General features: G+C 69.9%; 15 protein-coding genes and 1 tRNA gene. 7 read left to right on the top strand and 9 right to left on the bottom strand.

Features of this window, described 5'->3' with window-relative positions; all coding sequences use genetic code 11:
• Positions 1–754: DMT family transporter (locus LQV45_RS06405; protein ID WP_230006272.1), on the bottom strand; the 754-nt coding region annotated here is incomplete at its 3' end.
• An 83-nt stretch (positions 755–837) separates the two neighbouring features.
• Here LQV45_RS06405 and LQV45_RS06400 point away from each other — a divergent pair.
• Together LQV45_RS06400 and LQV45_RS06395 are read left to right on the top strand one after the other, a co-directional pair.
• The gene (locus tag LQV45_RS06400; RefSeq protein ID WP_374208152.1) at positions 838–2,745 is read left to right on the top strand and encodes an amylosucrase; all 1,908 of its coding nucleotides are present in this window, start codon (positions 838–840) and stop codon (positions 2,743–2,745) included.
• 122 nt (positions 2,746–2,867) lie between these two features.
• A tRNA-Thr gene (locus tag LQV45_RS06395) sits at positions 2,868–2,940 on the top strand.
• Positions 2,941–3,090: 150 nt separating this feature from the next.
• Here LQV45_RS06395 and LQV45_RS06390 read toward each other — a convergent pair.
• Positions 3,091–3,366: a hypothetical protein gene (locus tag LQV45_RS06390; RefSeq protein ID WP_230006271.1), complete on the bottom strand. Its 276-nt coding sequence runs from the start codon at positions 3,364–3,366 to the stop codon at positions 3,091–3,093.
• Positions 3,367–3,553: 187 nt separating this feature from the next.
• Between LQV45_RS06390 and LQV45_RS06385 the strand changes: the two genes are divergently transcribed.
• Positions 3,554–5,302: a hypothetical protein gene (locus LQV45_RS06385; RefSeq protein WP_230006270.1), complete on the top strand. Its 1,749-nt coding sequence runs from the start codon at positions 3,554–3,556 to the stop codon at positions 5,300–5,302.
• Between the two features lie 75 nt (positions 5,303–5,377).
• On the opposite strand, the gene LQV45_RS06380 is transcribed toward LQV45_RS06385, so the two are convergent.
• Positions 5,378–6,331 (bottom strand): thioredoxin domain-containing protein, encoded by a 954-nt coding sequence (locus LQV45_RS06380; protein ID WP_230006269.1) that lies wholly within the window; start codon positions 6,329–6,331, stop codon positions 5,378–5,380.
• A gap of 213 nt (positions 6,332–6,544) precedes the next feature.
• Between LQV45_RS06380 and LQV45_RS06375 the strand changes: the two genes are divergently transcribed.
• Together LQV45_RS06375 and LQV45_RS06370 are read left to right on the top strand one after the other, a co-directional pair.
• Positions 6,545–7,648, top strand: coding sequence for an ABC transporter ATP-binding protein (locus LQV45_RS06375; RefSeq protein ID WP_230006268.1), 1,104 nt, complete (start codon positions 6,545–6,547; stop codon positions 7,646–7,648).
• Positions 7,649–7,719: 71 nt separating this feature from the next.
• Complete coding sequence (locus LQV45_RS06370; RefSeq protein ID WP_138172676.1) at positions 7,720–9,042, top strand: DUF4032 domain-containing protein; 1,323 nt, start codon at positions 7,720–7,722, stop codon at positions 9,040–9,042.
• A gap of 55 nt (positions 9,043–9,097) precedes the next feature.
• On the opposite strand, the gene LQV45_RS06365 is transcribed toward LQV45_RS06370, so the two are convergent.
• The 3 genes from LQV45_RS06365 to LQV45_RS06355 all read right to left on the bottom strand — a co-directional run bounded on the left by LQV45_RS06365 (position 9,098) and on the right by LQV45_RS06355 (position 13,389).
• Positions 9,098–9,739 (bottom strand): NAD(P)-dependent oxidoreductase, encoded by a 642-nt coding sequence (locus LQV45_RS06365; protein ID WP_230006267.1) that lies wholly within the window; start codon positions 9,737–9,739, stop codon positions 9,098–9,100.
• Positions 9,740–9,841: 102 nt separating this feature from the next.
• Positions 9,842–11,200: a 2-oxo acid dehydrogenase subunit E2 gene (locus tag LQV45_RS06360; RefSeq protein ID WP_230006266.1), complete on the bottom strand. Its 1,359-nt coding sequence runs from the start codon at positions 11,198–11,200 to the stop codon at positions 9,842–9,844.
• Positions 11,200–13,389, bottom strand: a complete 2,190-nt coding sequence (locus tag LQV45_RS06355; RefSeq protein WP_230006265.1) for a thiamine pyrophosphate-dependent enzyme — start codon at positions 13,387–13,389, stop codon at positions 11,200–11,202. The genes LQV45_RS06360 and LQV45_RS06355 overlap by 1 nt, the downstream gene beginning before the upstream one ends.
• 149 nt (positions 13,390–13,538) lie before the next feature.
• Between LQV45_RS06355 and LQV45_RS06350 the strand changes: the two genes are divergently transcribed.
• Together LQV45_RS06350 and LQV45_RS06345 are read left to right on the top strand one after the other, a co-directional pair.
• On the top strand, positions 13,539–14,063 hold the full coding sequence (locus LQV45_RS06350; RefSeq protein WP_230006264.1) for a VOC family protein: 525 nt from the start codon (positions 13,539–13,541) through the stop codon (positions 14,061–14,063).
• Positions 14,060–14,740: a GntR family transcriptional regulator gene (locus LQV45_RS06345; protein ID WP_230006263.1), complete on the top strand. Its 681-nt coding sequence runs from the start codon at positions 14,060–14,062 to the stop codon at positions 14,738–14,740. The genes LQV45_RS06350 and LQV45_RS06345 overlap by 4 nt, the downstream gene beginning before the upstream one ends.
• Here the strand turns inward: LQV45_RS06345 and LQV45_RS06340 are convergent.
• The 3 genes from LQV45_RS06340 to LQV45_RS06330 form a co-directional block, all read right to left on the bottom strand.
• Positions 14,733–15,437, bottom strand: coding sequence for an SDR family NAD(P)-dependent oxidoreductase (locus tag LQV45_RS06340; protein ID WP_230006262.1), 705 nt, complete (start codon positions 15,435–15,437; stop codon positions 14,733–14,735). The two genes, LQV45_RS06345 and LQV45_RS06340, sit on opposite strands and share 8 nt — an antisense overlap.
• Positions 15,434–16,339 (bottom strand): NAD(P)-dependent oxidoreductase, encoded by a 906-nt coding sequence (locus tag LQV45_RS06335; protein ID WP_230006261.1) that lies wholly within the window; start codon positions 16,337–16,339, stop codon positions 15,434–15,436. The genes LQV45_RS06340 and LQV45_RS06335 overlap by 4 nt, the downstream gene beginning before the upstream one ends.
• On the bottom strand, positions 16,339–17,460 hold a 1,122-nt coding region (locus LQV45_RS06330), incomplete at its 5' end, for a Xaa-Pro peptidase family protein (protein WP_230006260.1). The genes LQV45_RS06330 and LQV45_RS06335, both read right to left, overlap by 1 nt.

Below are 17,460 nucleotides of genomic sequence, written 5' to 3'. Positions count from 1 at the left end.
CGATGACGGACGACAAGAAGATGTAGACGACGCCCAGAGCGCCGCCGAGGTACAGCCACGGATCGGTCGGGGCGGCGCGCGGCGCGCCGACGAGGGCGATGTGCACGGCCACCGCGACGACGAGCACGGCCGTCCCTCCCGCGAAGTTCACGAGGGTCGCAGCCAGCGGGCTCTGCACCCGCACGCGCAACCGGCCGTTGGTGCCCTGCTGCCACGCGACGCCCGCGCCGGCGATCACCGGAACGATGAGCATCCACAGAGGGATGCCGCCGACCCGCACTCCCGCCAGGCAGACGGCCACACCGGCGAGCGCCAGAAGCGCCCCGACGACTCGAGGGATGGTGACGGGCACCACTCCCCCGGGTCCGTAGCCGAACCGGTCGAGCAGCAGACCGCCCGTCGTCTGCCCGGCGACGAACCCGACCGTGAAGAGGGCGACACCGACTGTCGCGACGGCGAGCCCCTGGCTGGCGACGGTGAACGCCCCGGCCGCACCGCCGAGCACCATCCACACGGGAACCGTGCGGTCCCCCAGACCGGCGACGAGGCGTCGGAACCCGGCTCGCCCGGCCGGCAGCACCGCCGTGAGCACGATCATGATGACCAGGCCCGAGCCGAATGAGATCGCCCCGGCGAGGATCCCGTCGCCGATCTCGGCGCCGAGCGAACCGTTGATGCGCGCCTGCAGCGCCGTCAGCGACCCGATCAGCACGGCGCCGACGACGGCGATCCCCGGTGATCGGCGCTGAGTCATGGTTCCTCTTCCTCGGCACCGCGGGGAGACGGGGCCGTCGTCGATCGTACGGCTCCGCGCGCCGTATGGACCGACCGAGCCCGATGCGCGAGGCTTTCCCCGTGCCTCACCTCAACGCCGGCTCCGACGACGTGACCGGAATCCTCGCCCATCTCACCGCGTCGCACGCCGACCGCGAGTTCCTCGCCGGCGTCGAGGTGCACCTCCCCCGACTGCACGACCTCTTCCGCCGCCTCTACGGCGACCGGCCCGACGGCCTCGAGCGCTTGGCATCCGTCGTCGACCTCGCCCGTCGGTCGTGGACCGAACGCCCCGACGGGCTCAAGGCGGTCGACCGTGAACGAGCGAGCGCACCCGACTGGTTCGAGGGCGAGGGGATGCTCGGCGGTGTCTGCTACGTCGATCGTTACGCCGGCGGGCTCAGCGGCATCCGGGACTCCATCCCGTACTTCCGCGAGCTCGGGCTGACGTACCTGCACCTCATGCCGCTGTTCGAGAGCCCCGAGGGCAACAGCGACGGCGGCTACGCGGTGTCGAGCTACCGCCGCGTGAACCCTGCCCTCGGCACCGTGGAGGAGCTCGCCGACCTCGCCGCCGAACTCCGCCGGGCGGGCATCTCGCTCGTGGTCGACTTCATCTTCAACCACACCAGCAATGAGCACGAGTGGGCCCGCAAGGCCGTCGCCGGCGAGGCGGGGTACGAGGACTTCTACCTCATCTACCCCGACCGCGAGATGCCCGACGCGTACGAGCAGACCACCCGCGAGATCTTCCCCGACGACCACTCCGGCTCGTTCGTGCAGCTGCCCGACGGACGCTGGATCTGGGCCACTTTCTACCACTTCCAGTGGGACCTGAACTACGCCAACCCCGCGGTGTTCGAGGCCATGGCCGGCGAGATGCTGTTCCTCGCCAACCAGGGCGTCGAGATCCTCCGCATGGATGCCGTGGCGTTCATCTGGAAGCGCCTGGGCACGGCGTGCGAGTCGCTGCCCGAGGCGCACCTCCTTCTGCAGGCGTTCAACGCGGTGCTGCGCATGGCGGCGCCGAGCCTGCTGTTCAAGTCGGAGGCGATCGTTCACCCCGACGAGGTGATCTCGTACATCTCGCCCGAGGAATGCCAGCTGTCGTACAACCCGCTGCAGATGGCGCTGACGTGGGAAGCGCTGGCGACGCGCGACGGGCGGCTGCTGCAACAGGCGCTCGAGCGGCGCCACGCACTCCCCGAGGGGACGGCGTGGGTCACCTACGTCCGCAGTCACGACGACATCGGCTGGACGTTCGCCGACGAGGATGCCGCTGAGCTCGGCATCCAGGGGTACCCGCACCGGCGGTTCCTCAACGACTTCTACGTCAGTCGCGTCGATGGGTCGTTCTCGCGCGGTGTTCCCTTCCAGGAGAACCCGCGCACCGGTGACGCCCGCATCACCGGCACGACCGCATCGCTCGCCGGCATCGAGGCCGGAGACGCCGGCGGCGAGGACCGCGTGATCCTCGCGCACGCCCTCGTGCTGTCCACCGGCGGCATCCCCCTGCTCTACCTGGGCGACGAGGTCGCGCAGCTCAACGACTACTCGTACCGTGATGATCCCGCCGAGGCCGGAGACAGCCGGTGGGTGCACCGCCCGCGCCGGCCCGAGCAGAACTACGCCGACCGGACGGATGCCACGACCGCCGCCGGCCGCGTCTTCGCACGGCTGACCCGCTTGATCGACGTCCGCCGCGGAACCCCCGAACTGGCGGGCAACGAGCTCATCGCCTTCGACGCACACGTCGACGCGGTCGTGGCGTTCCTGCGCCCCGGCGACGCGGGCGCGGCGGTGCTCGTGCTGGCGAACGTCGCCGATCACGCGGTCGAGATCGACGCCCTGACCCTGTCGGGCCTCGAACCGGATGCCATCGACCTCATCGCCGGGCAGCCCGTCGCGCTGGCCGGCGGGCTGACGCTCCCCGCGCACGGGGTGCGGTGGCTGCGGGTGGGGATGCGCTGACCACTGTGCTCACCGACGAAGCGAAGGTGCGACCCAGCTCGATACACTGATGGTGTCCCGACCAAGTGCGGGCCATGGTGGGTCCATCCCACCGCACGTCAGAGCCGCATGATCTGCGGCATGCCGGCTTGGCGCAATTGGTAGCGCACCGTACTTGTAATACGGGGGTTGCAGGTTCAAGTCCTGTAGCCGGCACTTCCTCTGTTACTCGCGTTCCGCCGAAGCGTTCGAGCCTCACAGGCTGCGACGCGCGAGCCTCGTTCGCCGAGCGTGAAGCATCGACCCGAGCGAGCGACCTCGACGACTCGCCTCCGAGACCGCGCTACCCCTAAGGTGTGGCGTACGTCACGCATCTGGGGGGATCATGGGGACTTTTTCGCGTCGAAACGTTCTGACCGCGGCGGCCTGGGGAGCGCCGTCGATCGCACTCGCTTCGGGGAACCGCCCGAGGGCGGAGGTCACCGAAGAGGAGACACTCGACTCTTCGATCCACGCCATCACGGACCCCATCGCGATCGATGTCGCCGCCCCGCGATACGCCGTCGACGCCACCGGGGCAGAGGACTCGACGGCGGGGTTGACCGCTGCCATCGCATCCGCGCCAGTCGGTGCGACGCTCATGCTGCGCGGGAGATTCCTCTTCAAGTCCGCCGTATCGATTCCCGGCTCGAAATTCCTGACGATCGACGCGCGGGACGCAACGATCGTGCGGGACCTGACATCGGGGAGTTCGGACAACGGGTTCCTGATGCGCGCTGCAGGCTCGCTCGAGTCGCCGACTTCCGTGTCCGCGGTGACCACAGCCTCGATGGTGCTGGACGGCCAGACGTACAGCTTCTCGCGTCTCACGCTGGGTGAGGCACGCGGGTGGTCGAGGGGAGACGTCGTCAAGGTCGTCGCGGACGATCCCGCGCCCACCGCCCGTTACGCGGCGGGCGCCACATCGATCCCACGCATCGGCGAGTTCGCCACGGTCTTGAGAGTGGACGGGACCACTCTCGACCTCGTGAGTACGCTCATCGACGCTTACCAGGACAACGTACGTGTGGCCCGTCTTGCGCCGGGTTCGGTGGCCTTCCTCGGCGGCACATGGGACGTTTCGGACGACGTGTTCAACGGCCGGGTGGTCGGAGGCGCGATCAGATGCACCAACCTCATTCAACCGGCGGTTCTGGATCAGGTCGTTCTTCGCGAGGTCGGGCAGCCGGTGATGATGAGGTCGTGTTTCGGGTATCTCGTCGAACGGCAGCTGGTCAAGTACGCGATGAACGCGCCCGAGAACTCCCCCTCGATCGTGGGATACGGGATTGTCGACCAGGGCTCGATGCACGGTCGCGCTCGCGATTGCCGCACCCTCGACGGTCGCCACGGATGGACCGATGTTGCTGCATCAGTGGGCGTGAACGGCGACCTCGCCCTATATGGGCGGACGATGCTCGCGAAGATCTTCGGCGCGCAGGTCACAGCGGCGGGCAACTCAGGCCTCGACACGCATCACGGCTCCTACGGAATCGAGTTCCACGGGGCGACCGTGGTCGGCGCCCCGGGCGCTCACACGGGCTTCGCCTTGAGAGGCGAGAAGCACCGAGTGGTGGGGTCGACCGTCATCGGTTGCGAGAATGCTGTGACCGTGTTCAACGACACTACGGGCTCGGGCGACGGCACCGCCCCGGAGTCACGCGAGCACTACGTCAGTAACCTGCGAACGATCGACACGCGGCGGGTGGTGAATGTCGAAGTACACGGCACGGGGCATCAAAGCGCTGGCCAGCGAGATGACCGCTCGAACCTGCACGTCGGCGGTCTCTACGCGCAGGGGGCCGGGCAGCTCGCGCGAATCGTCAACGGGCGAGCGCGAATCAGCAACGCCACCGTCGACCTCGGATCGTCCGTCACGGGTCCGGTCATGGAAGCTCTCAACTCACAGCTCATCATCGAAGCCGACATCAACGCGGAAGGCGTCACTGCCGCGACCGATACACCGCGGATCGCATACTCCGCAGGTTCGGACATCCGTTACAGGGGACGGCTCTCGGCATCCAATGACTACCAGACAGCCGTCGGCCCCCAACCGTTCCATTGCGAGTCCTCGACGCAGCGAGCCGACTTCGACGTCACCTTCGAGCAGCCGTGGGCGAGCGACAACCTCTTCCGAGTGCAGGAGGCGATCACCAAAGCGAGCGTCGTGTGGCGAGTTCTTCCCGACTCCGCAGATGCGACGACTCAACGATCCTCCGCCGCTCTGGAGATCGTCGGTAGCGATCTCGAGACATCGACATATCCCGCGCGTTTGCTGCGTTCGATCGAGCCGAATCTCCTTCTCTTGGCACGGACGAAGGATGGAGTCGCTCGGACACTCGGGCCGCTCGCGCCTGCGAAGTTCATCGGTCAACGACTCACCGTGTCGCCCTCGAGCCTCAGCGGAACCTTCACCGTTCGCCACGGCAGCTCGTACGGGACCGCCTTGATGGGCGCTTCCGACAAGGTGGTCAGCGTCGGGCAGTTCCTTACGCTCATCTGGCTGGGGACGGCGTGGACGCAGGAGGCTGCATTGTAACCCCGCGGCCCGAACCCATGCCGGTGGCGGTGGGAGAGGCTTCGCGCCGTACGCTCGGGGCGTCGTTCGGAGCGGTCAGCCCGCGGGTGTCGCGGTCGGCGTCGGGGTGGGCGTGGCCGTGGAGTAGTAGGCGTTGCTGTCGACGGTGAGCACGAACTGGGCGAACTCCTTGGGATCATCCATCCGTCCCACGTAGGGGGTGCCGTTGACCAGCACGGTCGGAGTCGCCGTGAGCGCCTGACCCTTGGTGTCGGGCAGCCCCTTGATCGCGCGGTCGGTGGCGGCCTTCGCCCACGACGTGAACGTCTCGTCCTCGATGCACGAGCGCACCGTGTCGGGGTCGCTGACGCCGGCGCCCTGCGCCATGTCGGCGAGCTTCTCGTCGCTGTAGCCATCGGAGTCGACCGCGGGCTGGTTGATCAGCAGCTCGTGGTTGAAGGCGAAGAACCGGTCGGACGCGTGAGTCGCGACGCAGGCGGCGGCACCGGCGGCGCGGAGGCTGTACTTCGTGCCGTTCGACTTCGAGGTGAGCATCGCGACGGGGTAGTACGTCAGGGATGCGGCATCCTGCGACACCCACTTGGAGAGCTGCTCGGCGTTCGCCAGCTGGAACTCGCGCGCCTCGGTGGAGAGGTAGTCGACGTACACGCGGATGTCGACGGGAGCCGCCGTCGTCGTGGGCGCCGGTGTGGGGGTCGCGGTGGGAGTGGCCTCGGCGGCCATGGCGGAGGCGTTGCCGTCGACGGTCTGGTCGGCGAGCGGGTCGGCGATGCCGGTCGCGGCGGTGACGACGAAACCGTCGTTGGAGGCGGCATCCGGGAACGCCTGCGACCGCGTGTCCCGCGACGACAGGGCGTAGCCGACGCCCGCGGCACCGACCGCGACGACCGCGACCGCGCCGATCGCCACCAGCGACCGGCGGACGATGCGCGCCCGCGTCTGCCGGGCCTTCACCTGCTGCGCCTTCTCGCGCACAGCCTCACGGCGAGCGCTTTCGGCGGGCAGATTCGGCGTCTGGTCGTTGGACATGGGACCTCTCGGGCGCGGACGGAAACCGCTGACGATGATGGGAACGCACGGGTAGGCGAACGAGCACCGATGGTAGTAAGCCTGGCTGAGAAATGCCCAGACGCATGGCATACTGACCCTGCGCCCAACGTCGTGCGCGCTCGGGGTCGCCCCCGTTCATTCCATTCACTACGGATCGTCCGGCACGTACCTGCCGGTGAAGGAGAAGAAGAAATGGCGTCCGTCACCTTTGACAACGCAACCCGCCTGTACCCCGGTGGCACTCGTGCCGCGGTCGACAAGCTGAACCTCGAAGTCGCCGATGGCGAGTTCCTCGTTCTCGTCGGCCCCTCGGGCTGCGGTAAGTCCACGTCGCTGCGTATGCTCGCCGGCCTCGAAGAGGTCAACTCCGGCCGCATCCTCATCGGTGACCGCGACGTCACCGACGTGCCGCCGAAGGATCGCGACATCGCGATGGTCTTCCAGAACTACGCGCTGTACCCCCACATGACCGTCGCCGAGAACATGGGCTTCGCCCTGAAGATCGCCGGTGTCGGCAAGGAAGAGCGCGCTGCCCGCGTGCTCGAGGCCGCCAAGCTCCTCGACCTCGAGGAGTACCTGACCCGCAAGCCGAAGGCCCTCTCGGGTGGTCAGCGTCAGCGCGTCGCCATGGGTCGCGCCATCGTGCGCCAGCCCCAGGTGTTCCTGATGGACGAGCCGCTGTCGAACCTCGACGCCAAGCTCCGTGTCCAGACGCGCACGCAGATCGCCTCGCTCCAGCGCCGCCTCGGTGTCACCACGGTCTACGTCACGCACGACCAGACCGAGGCCCTCACCATGGGTGACCGCATCGCGGTGCTCAAGGACGGCCTGCTCCAGCAGGTCGGCACCCCGCGCGACCTGTACGAGAAGCCGAAGAACGTCTTCGTCGCCGGCTTCATCGGCTCCCCCGCGATGAACCTGTTCCCGGTCCCCCTGGCCGAGGGCGGCGTGCGCTTCGGTGACCTCGTCGTCCCCGTCGAGGCCGACGTCATCGGCAAGGCCCACGGCAGCGAGGTCACCATCGGTGTCCGCCCCGAGGACATCCAGGTCAGCCCGGCCGACGGCCGCGGCCTCTCGGTCGTCGTCGACCTGGTCGAAGAGCTCGGCGCCGACGGCTACCTGTACGGCCACACCGAGGTCAACGGCAAGCGCACCGACATCGTCGCGCGCGTCGACGGCCGCCGTCACCCCAACGCGGGCGAGACGGTCGTGCTGGCACCGGTCCCCGGTCACGTGCACGTGTTCGACCTCGAGTCGGGCGAGCGCCTCACCGACAAGGCCATCGCTTCGGCCTGATCCAACGCACCGTCGCGGCGCGGGGAGTCTTCGACGACTCCCCGCGCCGCACCCGTTTTCCCGGAGGAACCGTGGCCGAATCCCTCAGCATCACCGCCAGCACCGTCGACCCGGGGCTTCTGCAACTGCCGTGGTCGACCGGTCTCGCCGAGTGGCCGAGCTCGCACATCGTGGCCCTCCCCAAGGGCATCTCCCGCCACCTCGTGCGTTTCGCGAACCTGTCCGGACGCGTGGTCGCCATCAAAGAGACCACCGAAGAGATGGCGCGGCGCGAGTACGACATGCTCGGCAACCTCGACCGTCTCGACGCCCCGTGCGTCGACCGCGTCGCCGTGATCGCGGGACGCACGGATGCCTCGGGCCGCCCCTTGCCCGCGGCCCTGGTCACCGCCCACTTGCGCTTCTCGCTCCCCTATCGCGCACTGTTCACCCAGGTGCTGCGTCCGCACACGGCCACGCGTCTGGTCGACGCGCTGGCAGTGCTCCTCGTGCGCTTGCACAACGTGGGGTTCTACTGGGGCGACGTGTCGCTGTCCAACACCCTTTTCCGTCGCGATGCGGGCGAGTTCGCCGCCTACCTCGTGGATGCCGAGACCGGTGAGCTGCACGGCAACCGTCTGACCCCGGGGCAGCGCGCGCACGACCTCGACATCGCGCGCACCAACATCGCCGGCGAGATCATGGACCTCGAGGCCGGGGGACGCCTCGAGGGCGGGGTGGATGCCGTGGCGATCGCCGACGGCCTGGTGTCGTCGTACCACTCGCTGTGGGGCGCCCTCACCGACAAGGAGACGTTCGGCGTCGACGAGTCGTGGCGCATCACCGAGCGCGTGCACCGCTTGAACGCCCTGGGATTCGACATCGGTGAGATGTCGATCCAGACCACCGGCGACGGAACGCGCGTCTCCATCCAGCCCAAGGTCGTCGACGCCGGCCATCACCAGCGGCGCCTGCTCCGTCTGACCGGACTCGACGTCGAGGAGAACCAGGCCCGCCGTCTGCTGAACGACCTCGACGAGTTCCGCGCGCGCGTGTCCCGCCTCGGCGCCGACGAGGAGATGGTCGCGCACGAGTGGCTGACGCGCGTGTTCGAACCCATCGTCATGGCGATCCCGTTCGACCTCCGTGCCAAGCTCGAGCCCGCCGAGGTGTTCCACCAGGTGCTCGAACACCGCTGGTACATGTCGCAGGCGCGCGGCCGGTCCGTCCCCCTGGCCGAGGTCGTCACCTCGTACATCGACGACGTGCTGAGTCACCGCCGCGATGAGGCGACGGTCATGGGGCCGCCCACCGACACGATGTCGCTCGCGACGATCTCGGATGCCGCCGCCCCGGCGACGGGAGAAGTGCCGACCACCGACACCGACGTCGTCGACTGGCGCGACCTGGTCTGAACGAACGACGAAGGCGCCGCCCCGGAACCCGGGAGCGGCGCCTTCGTGCGTGGTGTCAGTAGCCGACGGCGAAGTTGTCGCGCGAGTGGCGCGGGTTCTCGATCTCGTCGAGCACGGCGACGGCGAAATCGGCGCCCGAGATGAACGAGTCACCCTGGTCGTCGACGACGAGCACGTGCCCGCCGTCGCGGTAGGAGCCGGTGCGCTCGCCCGGCGCCCAGACGCCGAAGCCGCCGGCGGGATGCACGTAGAACCAGTCGCGGCCCGAGGTGTCGGCCTGCAGGTCCTCCAGGATGCCGATGGCTTCCCGCGCCTCGGGCTTGTACTCCTCGGTGAAGCCCTCGGTGTCGATCACGCGCGGCCCGCCCTCGGCGACGAGCGAACCGCCCGCACCGCCCACGACGCCCAGTCGCACGTTCTCGGGCAGGACGGATGCCAGGTCGGCGATCGCGGGACGGAGCTGTCCGAGCATGTCGCCGCGCGGAGCCACGGCCGACACCACGACGTCGACACCCTCGAGCTCGGCGACCAGACCGGGGATGTCCAGGACGGTGCCCTCGATGTAGGTGGCCCCCTCCACGCGCTCCGCGGGCACCGAGCGGGCGACCGAGACGACCGTGTGGCCGCGACGGACGGCCTCGGTCACGATGTGGCTACCGGCGTAGCCGGTTCCTCCGATGACGGCGATACGGGGCACGGGCGTTCCTCTCCTCCGGTCCGCGGACGGTCGCGGACGTGTTCTCCCAGCGTGCCGGTTCCCCGCACGGTTGCGAAACGGTGCGTCCAGATCCGGGGTGATTCATAGCAGGATCTGCAGCGGATTCTCGATCCTCGCCACGAACGCCGCAAGCCACTGCGCCGCCAGCGCGCCGTCCAGGACACGGTGGTCGGCCGACAGCGTCACCGACATCACCGTCGCGGCGGTGAGCGAGCCGTCGGCATCGACGACCGGCCGCCGGGTCGCGGCACCCACGGCGAGGATGCCGGCGTGCGGCGGGTTGATGATCGCCGAGAACGACGTCGTGCCGTACATCCCGAGGTTCGACACCGCGAACGAGCCGCCCTCGAGCTCGTTCTGCTTCAGACGCCCCTCCCGCGCCCGCTCGGCGAGATCGCGGACGGTGGTGGCGAGCTCGCCGATCGAGAGACGATCGGCCTGCCGCACCACGGGGGTGAGCAGCCCGCCGGGAACCGAGACTGCTACGGCGATGTCAGCGTTCGCGAAGCGCCGGGTGGCATCCGCAGTCCAAATGGCGTTCGCCTCGGGAACGTCCCGCATCGCCCCCGCGACCGCCTTGACGACGAGGTCGTTGACGGAGATGCGCTGCTCGCGCCCCTCGTTGATCCGCGCGCGCAGCTCCAGCAGGGCATCGACGCGGCAGTCGGCCTGCAGGTAGAAGTGCGGGACGGTCGCCTTGGACTCGGTGAGCCGCCGGGCGATCGCGCGGCGCATACCGGTGTGCGGCACGTCTTCGTACGCGGCACCGGTCGGGGCGGCTACGGCCTCGGCGGGTGCGGCCGGAGCCGGGGCGACGGCGGGCGTCTCGGCATCCGGATGCCGCTCGTCGCGCGCTTGCGTCCATGCGTCCAGGTCGCGGCGGACGACGCGACCGCGCGGCCCCGACCCGGGGACGTCCGCGAGGTCGACCCCGCGCTCGCGCGCCAGACGCCGCACCAGGGGCGAGGCGAAGAGGCGCTGCTCCGCGTCCGCGTCCGCAGGCGCACCGGCGGGCCCGGTCACCGCAGCGGCAGGCGCGTCCGCGGCCGCAGACGCACCAGCGGGTTCGGTCGCCGCGGCGGCGGGCGCGGCGGAGGGCGCGGCGGCGGCGTCCGCGGCCTCCTCGGGAGCGGCGGCGATCGCGGACTCCTGGGCCCCGGAACCTCCGCCGGCGGAGGCGAGCGCCGACTCGAGGCTCTCCCCCTCCTCGGCGAGCACCGCGATCGGCACGCCGACCGCGGCGGCATCCCCGGCGGGGAGCAGGATGCCGGCGAGGACACCGGCGCGTTCGGCTTCGTACTCGACGACGGCCTTCTCGGTCTCGATCTCGACGATCGCCTGCCCCGCCTTCACGGGGCTGCCGACCTCGACCAGCCAGCTCTGGATGGCGGCTTCTGCCGCTCCCGTGGCGATCTCGGGCATCCGCACGACGACGGCCATCAGTTCATCCCTCCCGCCGCGCGCACGCGCTCCAGTCCCGCGACGACCTCTTCGGTGCGGGCGATGGCCGCCCGCTCGAGGACCTTCGAGATGCTCGGGCTCGCCTCGCCGCCCGTGACGCGCTCGACCGGCTGGTCCAGCCAGTCGAAGAACCGGCGCTGGATCTCGTCCGCGAGCCAGCCCCCGTAGGACGGACCGCGCGACCCCTGTTCGACGATGAGGACGGCGTTGGTCTTGCGGATGCTCTCGCCGATGGTGTCCCAGTCCAGCGAGGCCCGGTCCAACCACCGCAAGTCGATCACCTCGGCATCCGTCCCGGTCTGCTCGACGGCTTCGAGGGTGTGCCCGACCATCGACAGGTAGGTCAGCACCGTGACGTCGTTGCCCTCGCGGCGAATCGCGGCGCTGCCCGGCGGGATGACGTAGTCGAGGTCGGTGTCGGGCACACGGTCGGGCGTGCCGTACAGGTCGACGTGCTCGATGACCAGCACGGGGTCCTCGAGCGCCAGGGCGGCGTTCATGAGACCGACGTAGTCCGCCGCGTTCGAGGCGGCCACGATGCGCCAGCCCGCCTGGGTGGCGAAGATGCCCGCCGGATCCATGAGGTGCTGCGAGCCGTACCCCGAACCCATGGCGATCTTCGTGCGCAGCACGAGCGGCACGGTGTTGTTGTCGCCGAACATGTGCCGGGCCTTGCCGACCTGGTTGAACACCTGGTCGGCGGCCACCCACATGAAGTCGGGGTACATGAACTCCACGACGGGGCGGAAGCGCCCGTCCATCGCCATGCCGCCCGCCGCACCGAAGAAGCCGTTCTCGCTGATGGGGGTGCCGATGACGCGCTCCGGGCCGTACTTCTCGACCAGGCCCTTCGTCGCGCCGTTGGTTCCGCCGCCCAGGCGATGCACGTCCTCGCCGAGCACGACGATGCGCGGGTCGGTCTCCATGCGCCGATCCATGGTCTGGGCGACGGCGTCGACGAACTTCACCTCGCGCCACGGGCCGGTCCACTGCGCCGGTTCCGCGGCCGAGAGCGCGGCCAGTTCGGACGCGTCGCCCCGGATGCCGGTGTCGACGACGGCCGGGTCGGGCCACAGCTCGGGACGGATGCGGCGACGTCCGGGGCGCTCGGGGTCGGGCTCCACGACGGCCGCGACCGAGGTCGCGACGGCGGCGACGGCCTGCGCGCGCACGGCCTCCGCCTCGGCGTCGTCGAGCAGTCCGAGGCGGCGCATCTCGGAGGCCATCCGCTCGAGCGGATCGCGCGCCCGCCACTGCCCCTCTTCGTCCTTGGTCCGGTAACCGAACGCGCTCCCCGGGTAGGGGCCGTTCTGGTGGAAGAAGCGATAGACCTCGGCCTCGACGATCGCGGGACCGTCGCCGGCCCGCATCCGCTCCAGCGCTTCGCCCATCGCGAGGTGCACCGCGAGCGGGTCCATGCCGTCGACCCGCCAGGCGGGGATCGAGAAGCCCTGACCGCGCACCGAGAAGCGGGTGTCGGCGCTCGCCTCGTCGGCGCGCGTGGACACCGCGTACAGGTTGTTCTCGATGAAGAACGCCACCGGCAGCTTCCACGTCGACGCGAGGTTCATCGACTCCAGGACCGAGCCGATCTGGCTCGACCCGTCGCCGAAGTAGTTGATCGACACGTCCGAGGTGCCGGCGTGCTTCTGCGCCCACGCGTGGCCCGTGGCCAGCGGCGCCCCGCCGCCGACGATCGCGTTCGTGCCCAGTGCTCCGGCCTCGAGCCATTGCAAGTGCATGGATCCGCCACGGCCGCCGGAGAAGCCCGACGCCAGGCCCAGGATCTCGGCGAGCGTCCGGTCGAGGAGCGTCTGCACGTCGGGGGTGACGAGGGCGTTCGGGTCCAGCACGCCGCCCGAGGCGTACTCGAGGGTCTTGGCGAGGAACTGGTGGTGCCCGCGGTGGGAGCCGTTGACGGCGTCGGCGGCCCGCAACCCGACGATGGACCCGACGGCGCCGCCCTCCTGACCGACGCTGGAGTGCGCGGGACCGTGGACGAGACCCGCGCCGGCCAGATCGAGCACGGCCTCTTCGAAGGCTCGGATGAGGTGCAGCTGACCGAGCATCGTCGCCAGGAGTGCCGGGTCGGCCGCCTTCCAGTCGGCGGCGGTCGTCTCCAACTGCACCCACTCGACACCGGTGTTCAGCCGTTTCCGCTTGGCCATGTCTCTCCTCACGCGTCGTTGCGTCTACCTATACAGGATGTTCATCATCACTGTACGATCGGATTGTCTCCAATACAAGGCGTTCTTGTCGCGAGATACTGGTCACGGGCGCCTCTGGTGGCGCCAATGGATCCAATGGAGGAACGGCCATGGCACTTCCCGGTCTGCGCGGCAGCGATCACATCGGCATCACCGTCCCCGACCTCGACGAGGCCGAAGCGTTCCTCGTGGGTATCCTCGGCGCCGAACCGGTGTATACCCTCCCCGGCCGCGCGGGCGAAGGCGACTGGATGACGCGGCAGCTGGGCGTGCATGCGCGTACGCGCATCCGCGAGATCCGCTTCTATCGGCTGGGGATGGGCACGAATCTCGAGGTCTTCGCGTACGACGCGGCCGACGGGCAGGCCCCTCCCCCGCGCAACAGCGACATCGGCGGTCACCACCTCGCGCTCTATGTCGACGACCTGGATGCCGCGGTCGCCCACCTGCACGCCCATGGCGTGGACGTGATGGGCGAGCCGGTGGCCAGCGGCGCGGCGTCGGCGGGCCAGCGATGGATCTACTTCCGGGCCCCCTGGGGGATGCAGTTCGAGCTCGTGAGCTTCCCCGAGGGCAAGGCGTACGAGCGCGACACGACGACGCTGCTGTGGCATCCGGCAAGGCCCGCGGAATGACCGCGCTGCCCGTCGCCCGCGATCACGGCCGCGCCGGCACCGGGATCGCCGACACCCTCCGGGACGAGATCCTCCGCGGCATCCACCCTCCGGGGACGCGTATCCGTCAGGAAGACCTCGCCGCGCGCCACACCACGAGCCGCATCCCGGTGCGCGAGGCCCTGCGCATCCTCGAGGCCGAGGGTCTCGTCACGCTCGTCGCCAACTCGGGGGCGTGGGTGTCGCGGCTGACCCTCGCCGAGTGCGAGGAGCTCTACCTCGTCCGCGAGCGCATCGAGCCGGTGCTGCTCGTGATGAGCGCGCCGTTGCTGACCCCGGACGATCTCGATCTGCTCGACGACCTCGCCACGCAAATGGAGCGGGCGGATGCCGAGGACTTCCTGCGGCTCGATCGCACGTTCCACTTCGCCACCTACGCCCCCGCGCGGACGGTCATGCTCGGCGACACGGTCCGGGGCCTGTGGAACCGCACGCACCACTACCGGAGGGCGTTCGTGGGCGCGGCGCACGTGCGACACGACGGCTCCGCGCACCACGACCACCGACTCCTCGTCGCGGCCCTCCGCCGCGGCGACGCCGAAGAGGCCGCGCACGTGCTGGAACGGCACATCCGCCGCACGCGCATCGAGCTCGAGCGGCATCCCGAGATCTTCGGCGACCCGGCGATCGTCAGGTGATGCGCCACCCGCGGTCGACGTAGAGGTTGGTCGCGGACACGCCCTCGTTGTGGAGCAGGAAGCGGGTGGCATCCACCACGTCCCTCATCGTTGCGAGCTCGCCGCCGGGAGTACGAGACGAGTAGCCCTCGAGGACACTCGCGGGCTTGCCCGCCCAGAACGGGCTGTCGCCGATGATCCCGGGGTGGAGGGCGTTCACGCGCAGCGGCGCGAGTTCGAGGGCGAGAGCGGTGGTGAGTCCCTCGACGCCGCCGTTGATCGTCGACACGGTCATCGACCCGGGGTAGGGGGCGTCCTTCGCCCGGCCGCCGAAGAGCACGATGCCCGTCGAGCGTGCGGGCACGAGCCGGTCCAGCAGCGCGTGCACCGTCTCGGTGTACCCGACGAGCTTGAGCGTGACCAGACGCCGGGCGCGCGCGATGTCGTAGTCGCGGACGGTGTTGGCATCGCGCTCGATGGCGGCGAGGACGAGGCCGTCCAGTTCGCCGACCTCGGCGAGCGCCGGGGCGATGTCCTCGGGTTCGGAGATGTCGACCGCGATGCCCCGGACGTTCGGGCCGATCTCGGACGCGACCGCCCGGGCGGTGGTCGCGTCGCGCCCCGTGAGGGTCACCTCGTGGCCGTCGGCGGCCAGCGACGCGACGATCTCGCGGCCGATACCGGACGTGCCGCCCACCACCAGATACCTGCGGCTCATGCCGCACCTCCTTCTCGTTCGTTCTCGGATGCCGGCAGGAGCCCCCGCCGGGTGACTTCGGCCGCCGCTCCCCAATCGAGGCGTGCGAGGTCCGGTTCGGCGAGAGCGCGATCGAACACCGCCGTCAGCGCCGAGAGCGTGGGCAAGTGCACGCCGGACTCGGCCGCGATCTCGGCGCTCAGCCGCAGGTCCTTGGCGCCGAGGGCGACGTCGAACCCGGGCGGGTCGTAGGACTGCCGCGCGATCATTCCGCCGTAGCCGCTGTAGACGACACCGGCGAACAGCGTCGAGGTCAGGATCTCGATGAACAGTGCGGGGTCGACGCCCCGCGCCTCCACGAGCGCGACCGATTCGCCCATCGCCTGGATGGCGTGGATGATGTCGTAGTTCACGGCGATCTTGACCGCGTTCGCCGTCGACGGCTCCTCGCCCAGGGGCCACAGGCGCGCGGCGAACAGCTGCAAGTAGGGCTCGACCTCGGTGACGACCGCGGACTCCCCCGCCACGAGGATGTTCAGCCGCCCCTCGGCGGCGACCGCCGGCCGCCCGAGCACCGGGGCGGCGACGTAGCGCGCACCCGCCCCCGCGAATCTGCGCTGCAACTCGACCGCGGCGGCCGGACTGATCGACGCCAGGTTCACATGGACACCGCCGGTCGTGGATGCCACGGCCTCGGCACCCAGCACGGCCAGGGCGGCGGTGTCATCCGCGAGCATCGAGAACGACACGTCGTGCGCGAGCGCCTCGCCGGGCGTCGCGCACGCGACGGCTCCCGCGGCGACGAGCGCGTCGACGGGCCCGCGCGAGCGGTTCCAGACGTGGACGCGGTGCCCGGCGTCGACGAGGCGCCGCGCGAGCGCCGCCCCCATCGAGCCGAGGCCGAGGAAGCCGACCGACGCCATCACGCCTCCCCGCGACCCCAGGTCGTGTTCAGGTGCGACTGCGAGTCGCGCTGGTTGTTCAGCGGACCGCCGACGGCGATGTACCGGGGACCGGCGATGAGGAGCTCCTCCGCGGGGAACTTCGTGATCACTTCGCACCCGGTGGCGGTGACGACGACCTCCTCCTCGATGCGCGCCGCGCCCCACCCGTCGGCGGAGGGCCAGTACGTCTCGAGGGCGAAGACCATGCCCTCCTTGAGCTCCTCGGGGTGGTCGAAGGAGACCAGCCGCGAGAAGATCGGCTTCTCCCAGATCGACAGGCCCACACCGTGCCCGTACTGGAGGGCGAACGCCGCCTCTTCGTCGGCGAAGCCGAACTCCTGGGCCGTCGGCCACACCGAGACGATGTCGGCGGTCGTCGCTCCGGGACGCACGAGCGCGATCGCCCGATCCATGTACTCCCGGGCCCGGGTGTACGCGTCCCTCTGCTTCGTGCTCGCCGACCCCACCGCGAACGTGCGGTAGTAGCACGTGCGGTAGCCGTTCCAGCTGTGCAGGATGTCGAAGAACGCGGGGTCGCCGGGACGGATCAGACGGTCCGAGAACACGTGCGGGTGCGGAGAGCAGCGTTCTCCGGAGATGGCGTTGACACCCTCGACGTACTCGGAGCCGAGGTCGTACAGCGTCTTGGCGACGAGCCCGACCGCCTCGTTCTCCCGGACGCCGGGACGCAGGAACCGGTACAGCTCCTCGTACGCCGCATCGACCATCGAGGCCGCCTGGGTGAGGAGCCGGATCTCGTCGCCGGTCTTGATGCGCCGTGCCTCCATGAACACCTGCTGGCCATCGACCACCTGGATGCCGACCTTCTGCAGGGCGAACAGGATCGGCAGTTCGATGACGTCGACACCGAGGGGCTGATCGGCGACGCCGAACTTCTCCAGCTCGCGCTTGATCTTTCGGGCGACCTCCTCGGCGATCCCGGCATCCGGCGGGAACGCACCGCGCAGGGTGGAGATGCCCGCCCGGGCCCCCGACTCGAGCCGCGGGCGCGTGGTGCCCTCGTGGGGCGCGTGCGGATCGGCATCCATCTCGGACGAGGTGACGTCGAGCCACGGGTTGTACAGCGCGTGGTGCTTGGC

The organism is Microbacterium sp. Bi128, assembly GCF_918698205.1.
Note: the sequence above shows the minus strand (reverse complement) of the source record. Positions and strands in the feature narration are given on the sequence as shown.

Excerpts from the sequence above, each read along its gene's own strand:
- LQV45_RS06400 (WP_374208152.1), top strand. The coding sequence starts at position 838 with ATGCGCGAGGCTTTCCCCGTGCCTCACCTCAACGCCGGCTCCGACGAC.
- LQV45_RS06390 (WP_230006271.1), bottom strand. The coding sequence starts at position 3,366 with ATGAGCGTCGCACCGACTGGCGCGGATGCGATGGCAGCGGTCAACCCC.
- LQV45_RS06385 (WP_230006270.1), top strand. The coding sequence starts at position 3,554 with ATGGTGCTGGACGGCCAGACGTACAGCTTCTCGCGTCTCACGCTGGGT.
- LQV45_RS06380 (WP_230006269.1), bottom strand. The coding sequence starts at position 6,331 with ATGTCCAACGACCAGACGCCGAATCTGCCCGCCGAAAGCGCTCGCCGT.
- LQV45_RS06375 (WP_230006268.1), top strand. The coding sequence starts at position 6,545 with ATGGCGTCCGTCACCTTTGACAACGCAACCCGCCTGTACCCCGGTGGC.
- LQV45_RS06360 (WP_230006266.1), bottom strand. The coding sequence starts at position 11,200 with ATGGCCGTCGTCGTGCGGATGCCCGAGATCGCCACGGGAGCGGCAGAA.
- LQV45_RS06355 (WP_230006265.1), bottom strand. The coding sequence starts at position 13,389 with ATGGCCAAGCGGAAACGGCTGAACACCGGTGTCGAGTGGGTGCAGTTG.
- LQV45_RS06350 (WP_230006264.1), top strand. The coding sequence starts at position 13,539 with ATGGCACTTCCCGGTCTGCGCGGCAGCGATCACATCGGCATCACCGTC.
- LQV45_RS06345 (WP_230006263.1), top strand. The coding sequence starts at position 14,060 with ATGACCGCGCTGCCCGTCGCCCGCGATCACGGCCGCGCCGGCACCGGG.
- LQV45_RS06340 (WP_230006262.1), bottom strand. The coding sequence starts at position 15,437 with ATGAGCCGCAGGTATCTGGTGGTGGGCGGCACGTCCGGTATCGGCCGC.
- LQV45_RS06335 (WP_230006261.1), bottom strand. The coding sequence starts at position 16,339 with ATGGCGTCGGTCGGCTTCCTCGGCCTCGGCTCGATGGGGGCGGCGCTC.